Source organism: Vibrio sp. V03_P4A6T147 (genome assembly GCF_002241085.1).
GTDB classification, from domain to species: Bacteria; Pseudomonadota; Gammaproteobacteria; order Enterobacterales; family Vibrionaceae; genus Vibrio; species Vibrio anguillarum.
On the sequence record NZ_NDIO01000392.1, the window covers coordinates 1 to 7291 of the forward strand.

At 42.0% G+C, this 7291-nt stretch carries 8 protein-coding genes; 3 read left to right on the plus strand and 5 right to left on the minus strand.

Translation table 11 applies throughout. The features are described from left to right. Positions 1-258 precede the first annotated feature (258 nt). A complete protein-coding gene (locus B9J84_RS14945; protein ID WP_026027338.1) occupies positions 259-540 on the plus strand; it encodes a pyrimidine/purine nucleoside phosphorylase in 282 nt (93 codons plus the stop codon). Positions 541-568: 28 nt separating this feature from the next. Here the strand turns inward: B9J84_RS14945 and B9J84_RS14950 are convergent, their stop codons facing one another. Then, a complete protein-coding gene (locus tag B9J84_RS14950; protein ID WP_094124463.1) occupies positions 569-1315 on the minus strand; it encodes an ABC transporter substrate-binding protein in 747 nt (248 codons plus the stop codon). 97 nt (positions 1316-1412) lie between these two features. Next, a complete protein-coding gene (locus tag B9J84_RS14955; protein WP_094124464.1) occupies positions 1413-2261 on the minus strand; it encodes a pirin family protein in 849 nt (282 codons plus the stop codon). Between the two features lie 148 nt (positions 2262-2409). Between B9J84_RS14955 and B9J84_RS14960 the strand changes: the two genes are divergently transcribed. After that, entirely contained in the window at positions 2410-2700 is a 291-nt protein-coding gene (locus tag B9J84_RS14960) for a hypothetical protein (protein ID WP_094124465.1), read from the plus strand. Here B9J84_RS14960 and B9J84_RS14965 read toward each other — a convergent pair. Then, the gene (locus tag B9J84_RS14965; RefSeq protein ID WP_094124466.1) at positions 2681-3856 is read right to left on the minus strand and encodes a GGDEF domain-containing protein; all 1176 of its coding nucleotides are present in this window, start codon (positions 3854-3856) and stop codon (positions 2681-2683) included. The genes B9J84_RS14960 and B9J84_RS14965 overlap by 20 nt on opposite strands. Positions 3857-4181: 325 nt before the next feature. Continuing rightward, a complete protein-coding gene (locus tag B9J84_RS14970) occupies positions 4182-5090 on the minus strand; it encodes a LysR substrate-binding domain-containing protein (protein WP_094124467.1) in 909 nt (302 codons plus the stop codon). Between the two features lie 90 nt (positions 5091-5180). On the opposite strand from B9J84_RS14970, the gene B9J84_RS14975 reads away from it, so the two are divergent. After that, positions 5181-6107, plus strand: coding sequence for a DMT family transporter (locus B9J84_RS14975; RefSeq protein WP_094124468.1), 927 nt, complete (start codon positions 5181-5183; stop codon positions 6105-6107). Positions 6108-6118: 11 nt separating this feature from the next. Here the strand turns inward: B9J84_RS14975 and B9J84_RS14980 are convergent, their stop codons facing one another. After that, a complete protein-coding gene (locus tag B9J84_RS14980) occupies positions 6119-7210 on the minus strand; it encodes a DUF3541 domain-containing protein (RefSeq protein ID WP_094124469.1) in 1092 nt (363 codons plus the stop codon). Between the last annotated feature and the right edge of the window lie 81 nt (positions 7211-7291).

Sequence of the window (7291 nt, forward strand, 5' to 3'; positions counted from 1 at the left end):
AGGTTAGAGAGTGGAATATGTCGTGTGGTTTAGCAAATGTCACACTGGAAAATATGATCTTTTTTCCAAAACTAGTACTAATGGATGACAAGATGAACATTGCACCATGAATTTTGTTGACTTACCGATCAGTATAGGTCGCGTTTCACTATTTGTTTAATCCCAATTGCCACTTGTGTATTTTTACGATTTCAGATAAAACGGCTTACAAACGTGTTATTCACCATATTTTGGTGGTTTATTTTACAAGGAAGAGAAATGATCAAAGAAAACACATACTTCGACGGGGCTGTTAAATCTTTAGGTTTTGCTCACCAAAGTGGTGACAGCTCGGTGGGCGTAATGGCTCCTGGCGAATACACCTTTGGCACGGCCGCTCCTGAGCGTATGACAGTCATCAAAGGTTCGTTAACGATAAAGCGTTTAGGGGATGAACATTGGTCTACATTTAAAGCAAATGAATCTTTTGAAGTCGCTGAGAATTCGTCCTTTGATTTGAAAGTTGCCGAAGCAACAGCTTATTTGTGCGAATATTTGTAGTTGAAATAGGGCTTAAAAGCCCTATTTCTTATTGAGCTGTTAAGCCAAATTTTGCATAGATAGCTTCGATCCTTCCACTTTTTACCATTTCAGACAGAGCGTTTTGTAATGCATCTGCTTGTGGATGGCTTTTAGGCATACCGTAATAGTTGCCGATAGTGTTTGGATAGTAGTAGGTTGCTACTTGGTAGTTACTAAAATTGATTGTTTTTAATTCCACTTCTAGCGCAGGTAAATCCAATACGATAACGGTATCTATTCTCTTTGCCTCTAGCATCCTTGCTAGGTTGAAGTCATCATTAACAACCGTTCTATTTATCTCTTTGTCTTGATCAAACGCTTCGAAATAAGCGGTACCTCTTTTCACACCGACATTCAGCTCTCGTAAATCTTGATAATTGTTGATTGCTGGCCCATCACTGCGAGTGACAAAAACAATATTCCGTGTTTGCTCACTTATAGGACCGATAAAGCGAACAAATGCTTCTCTGTCTGCTGTTCGTATGACACGTGGAACAATGTCAACAGTACCATTTTCTAAAGTAGCAAGGCTGCGAGGAAATGGAATGTTTCGCCACTCGATATCGAAGCCTATATTTTTTGCTGCTTCTTCAATGATTTCCTTTAATGGGCCGCTGATTTTTTGACCATCTGGACTGATCACCATTTCTGGTGGTCGATGCCTAAAATCAGCCTTAAGGGTGTTAGCAAAAAGCGTTGAGCTGATCAGCACTGCTGCCAATGAAATGAAAATATTTCTAGTCAATACCCACATATTTCGTGCCTCTCGTCAAATTTACTAATTGAGTATAGGCAAACTTTCTGAGAACCTCAAAATGACACTTAAGATCAGCCGGATGGCTATCCTATGATTAATACTGTTCAAACACACCTGAGTTGTAGTCTTTAATTGCTTGTTCTATCTCAGAAAATGAGTTCATTACAAACGGCCCATAATGCACTACAGGTTCATCAATGGGTTGCCCCATTAGCAACAATACTCCGCTCGTATCATTGGCTTTTAATGTTAAGAACTCACCTTTTGAGAGCAACGCTAGCTCGCCTTGCTCCAACACTTTACTGCCTAGCTGTGCATTGCCTTTGTAGGTAAATGCCATGACATTAAAGTGATTCGGAGTGACGATCTCTAATTGGCTACCCGGTGTTGCTTGCCAGTCGGCCACACTCAATTTAACGCCCGTTTTTGTTAATGGGCCAGTTACTATCTGGTTGCCACAAGTAACATCACCCGCAAGTACTCTCAGCAGGCCAGCCTCTTGAGAGTGGTATTCGGCAATGGTTTCGGGTTGAAAGTCGTGGTATTGCGCTGGCGCCATTTTTTGGCTAGCAGGCTGATTGATCCAAATCTGAAAACCGTGCAACTGACCTTCAGTCATGATTGGCATCTCGCTATGAATAACACCTCTTCCAGCGGCCATCCATTGGGCACCACCAGAGCGTAATTCACCGACATTACCCATATGATCTTGATGTTGGAAATGCCCATTTAGCATATAAGTGAGAGTTTCGATTCCTCGGTGTGGATGAGGAGGGAATCCGCCAATATAATCGGCTTTTTGATCAGATTTAAATTCATCGAGCATTAAAAATGGTGAAAAATTAGCGTTATTAAAGCCAGTAACGCGGCTAATTTTTACGCCATCTCCATCCGAAGTGGGTTGTGCGGGGATTATCTGTTTTATTTCACGTTGCGTTAGCATAATGATTCTCCTTGTCGGTATAACATCAGTCTAAGACAAGGTGCTGATAAAGAAGAGCGCTGTGTTTTGAAGGTCTTCGTCGAGAAATTCGAACATATCTTGAGGGGGGCTATAATTAGAGTAGGTTGGATCACGAGGAGGATGCCCAATGTCTATGTTGCCCAAACATGAAGATCAGAATCCGCATTATGATCCCAAAGAGGATTTTACGCTTGAGCAGATGCACCGATTTACCAAGGTGGCTAATCAAGCGCAGAAAAATCGCGATACGCTTGAACAGCTCAGTGATAAAGACGTTTCCATTGTTGAAGCAGCAAGGCGTGCGGCAATGAGGCCAGTGATTCACCCTAAACCAAATAAACCTAATACAGCACGCTACGCCGCATGGATAGTGGTGGTATGTGCAGTAGGTTTGTGGATTATGTATATGACTCGCTAGCTTTCTTTATTGGTGTCACTGTTGCTGAATGGGTTGCAGTAGATGCGTCAGTATGGTCAAGTGAAATATGTTGGTAATACTGATATTGATTTTTGCCGTTGTGTTTTGCTGCGTACATCGCTTTGTCTGCGCACCGAGTCAGCTCGGCCAAGTTATCAGCATCAGAAGGAAACAAAGCAGCGCCGATGCTGACGGTGAGGTTATTGATCATTTCTGACCCTTGATATTTATCCTCAAACAGATAACAAATCCGGTTGAGAACACCATCCAAATCCTTAACCGTTTTGATATCGTAAAGTAGTAGCACGAACTCATCTCCGGCAAATCTCGCGATGGAGTAATCGTGTTTATCGGTCTTCCGGTCTTTATTTCGGACGTTGTTTTTTAAACGATTGGCGAAATATTGCAAGACTCGATCCCCGACCTCATGTCCGTAGCTGTCATTAATGGACTTGAAATTATCAATGTCTAGAAAGACGAGTGCGGTGATGGTTTTTTTATCAGTCTGCTGGGAGAGTTTTTCACGTGCCCAAGTTTCGAAACTCCAACGATTGGCGAGCCCAGTCAGTTGGTCGGTGTAGGCAAGGTCTTCAATTCCCTCTTGATAAAGATGCTGGATATAGCAAACCGCTTTGTTGTAGTAGTAAGAGGAAATATGACACATGCAACAGAGTGCGATGAGACTGAGAAAAAACCGATCTATGGCGAGATATTGAGGAAGAATATCGGCACCGGAGAGTTGTACTGAGACGCCAATCAGCATAAAGAAACTACAGCTAAAAACTAAGCCTATTCGAAAGTCATTAATGAAGATCACCGCCGCAATAATTGGAAACAACCACAGCACATTGCCGACCATATGCTGTCCATATAGTAGTAATATGACCCCTTTTGTTAACAAGATGGCACTGAGGAATAAATCGGCATAGGAGGTGTTATCAGAGTGATGGTAGAAATAAAGGTAATTAGAGGCAATGGCGATCAAGCATAATAAATTAAAAGTGCTCAGGTAATATTGCTGTTCAAGAAAATGAAGAATGCCATAAAAGGCGAAAAGTAGCACAGACACAAACGAGCATAAGGCTACGACCCTACGCTTGCGTGACGCTCGCATATTGGCCATCTCTTCTAAATGTCTACCTACCAGTTCAGTCATACTCGATCTCGATGCTATCCTAAAGTATTAGATACCGAGTTAAGTCTAGAATAAATAACAGAGTTTTGCGGACGAAGTGCATGGAGTCAGTTAAAAAATACAATGGCTAATCATTTGGCGTTTTCGTTAAGTCATTAGGCTATTAATAATCGGTGATCAATGGTCTTATAACTTATTGTATTATCAGCATGTTTTGTCGATTATTTTAACGTTGTCCAAATAAGCCATTATTTCAGCCATTATTTTTTTATAAAAAAATGAATATAAGCAAATGTGGATATAGCAAAAAAATCTAAGCCGTCCTGTAGTTACATCGCAAATTTAGTTACATCACAAATTCTTTTTTGATCCAACTTCTTAGCACTAAGATACTCTCTTGTTTCAGTTGCTCTTTGGCACAAACGAAGTAGTAGTCTTGATAGGGATTAGTCACTGCGGAACCGAGTTCATGTAGTAGGCCTAACTTGATGTCATCTTTTACAAAGAGGCGATGGGTAACGAAAATACCTAATTGGCGGATAGTTGCTTGTACGGCTTGTGCTGAAGAAACAAATGATAGGTTTTTGCGACTTTCTGGCATGCTAAGTTGATAAGCATCGCACCAAATTTGCCAGTCTTTTTTGCGGCGCTCGTTCACAGCGATAATCGCTGGGTGGCATTTAAGTATGGATGAAAGCGTCTGCTTATCACCTTGCTTTATGAGGTCAGGTTTTATGAGTTCAGGGCTGCATACCAGCACCAATTCATCTTCGGCAAGTTTCTCACAATAGTAGTCTTGCCACTCATCTTGTTTACCATGAACAATCGCGATATCAACGTTCTCTGATGTTAGAGAAAAAGTGCCTGTTAAACTCGATATTCTCACGTCTATATGTGGTGCATGCTCTTGAAAGCGGTTAACTCGTGGTATCCACCAGTGCAGCGCTAATGAGTTGACCATGTTGAGTGTCAGTCGGTTATGGCGCTCATCTCTCATAAGCACTTCAGTTGCTTCAACGATTTGCTCCAAAGCAGGCGCAATTCTCCGATAGTATTTTTGACCAGCATTATTGAGTACGACGTGACGCCCAACGCGATTGAATAGCGGCTGGTTTAGCTGGTTCTCTAATGCTTTTATTGATTGACTGACGGCTGAATGACTAACATTAAGGTGCTTTGCTGCATCCGTCATGCTGCCTGTTTCTGCTACGGCAATAAATGAGTAGAGTGACTTGAGCGGAGGTAGTTTTCGCATTGGTAAGTTTCTCTTACAGGTTTGGTTAATATTACTCGTTATTTTTCCTTTCGTCATTGTTCTATGATGGCTGTACTAGAGGAGAGTTGTATGAACCCACGAATTTTGGCTCCATTATTTATGTTGTCCTCCACATTTAGCTTGTCATTGACAGGGCTACTGTCTAAGTTTCTTGCACATGAGATACCGCTACAAAGTCTCAGTTTTCTCCGATTTTTACTCCCCGCGCTTATATTGTTGGGAGTAATGAGCTTAACTCATTTCCGTTTTCCTCCCAAAGGTATGAAACGGGCTCTGTGGGTTCGCTCAGTATGTATTGCAGGCTGTCAGCTCTGTTTTATTTACTCACTTCAGCATCTTTCTTTGGTGGAAAGTGTTGTATTGTTTAGCACTGGTCCACTGTTTATTCCTTTGTTAGAAAAATTAATATTTGGTGTAGTGATGAAAGCAGGCACGGTTGTGAGCTTGGCCATTACATTTATCGGGGTGTTACTGCTGGCTGGCGATGTTTCGGGCATCCATTTACGGATGGAGTTATTGGTCGGTTTACTTGCGGGAGCGCTGAATGCGGGATCGCAGTTAAGCTTATATCGAGCGACGAAAAGTAATATGCGATCTATTGATATCAATGCTTGGACGTTTGTGTGTGCATCAATCTTATTACTGCCTTTGTTATTTCTTCCTACCGCGGACGTGAATGTACTTCAACAAACCTGGGGTAGCTTGCAGCAGCTAGCTGTGGTTATTGCCTTGAACGGAGTCTCTATATTAGTCATTAACACTCAAATTTTTCGAGCCAAAGCCTACCGTCTGGCACACTCTGGCTCGCAGCTCGCTCCGTTGATTTTTACCAATTTGCTTTTTACCGCATTATGGCAACAGTTGTTTTTTAATGTGCAGTACTTGCCAACACAAATGGTAGGGTTGGGCTTGATAGTGATGGCAACTTTTACTGGAATTCTTATCCCGAAGCTATTTAAATCCTCAGTATCGTCAAACCAGCTTAAATCAGCTTAACCCGCTTATTGCTACTGTCTGATGAGCCCATAAGGCAGGCTAGAAAATACCTTAGGATTATTTTTCACTGTGGGCGCTTGGTTGGTTTTCTGCCAGTCAAGTAACATAATGGCAAGTACATTGCGGTGCTCTCCGTCGGCAAGGTCAAACACACCTGAGGTAGAGGGGATCATCCCTTTCTTTTTATCAATCGCTTGTTGAATTGCGAGACGAGTTTTTTCTACAACAGGATCCTTTTCTAAACCTGCGAGTAGAAAAGTGATCCCAACTTCAGCAACCACATCTTCCTTCGCTCTTAGCAAAATGGTATCGATATTATTGCGAAAGTAGTCGAAGATCCATTGATGCTGCTGCTCTTTAATGGGATTTTGATAGTATTCCGAATCGGCAAAAATAATGTGTGTCATGCCATACAGCTTATTGCCATATTGTTGCGCGGAGAGTGCTTTATCAGCAGAATCTGGGTATGTTTTCCTAAAGCTATCAATGAATGGTTGTACGACATCTTGTTCACCTAACTGGCGTAACCAATAGACTTGGTTAGCAAGTTGTGCGGCCCACGCTTTAATCATTTCTTCATCAGTGGCGTACTTAGTAAAATCATAACGGCGGATCACTTGGCGCAAAAGCTGATCTTCTTTATGTTTCAAACCATATTCGTTGGCACGGGCCATAGAGCCTAATAGGTCGACGCCTAAGTAGAGGTATTCTGGCATATGTTTAGTGGCGATATAGCGTAATTGGCTGCGTTCATCTTCGTCATCGAGGTATCCAGCCAAACGTTGCTCAGAGTAGAGAAAAACCTGTTCAGCAGTTGAAACTTCTGCGGAAAATTGATTAAGTCGGCTTGCTACGCGAGCAAGATCACTCCACACCGCTGCTGAATATTTAGGATCTAGAGTTTGGCGATACATCCGTAACCCATAGTGCCCCTCTTTGAATGCCGGCAATGTGAAAAGTTGCTCTTCATAGGTTTGACGAATAAGCTCCGCAGATTCAGAAAAAGTGTTATTCGTTGTTGACGCCGGCTCTGCATAGCCAGAGGCAGGCAACCACAATGTAATAGCTAATCCCAGAAATAGGCCACTCTTTTTTAATAACATGATGAAAACACACCTCTAAGCTAATATTCATAATAACATTAGCATTTAATGGATTTATTATTGTTGGTGATGTGTCAAGTG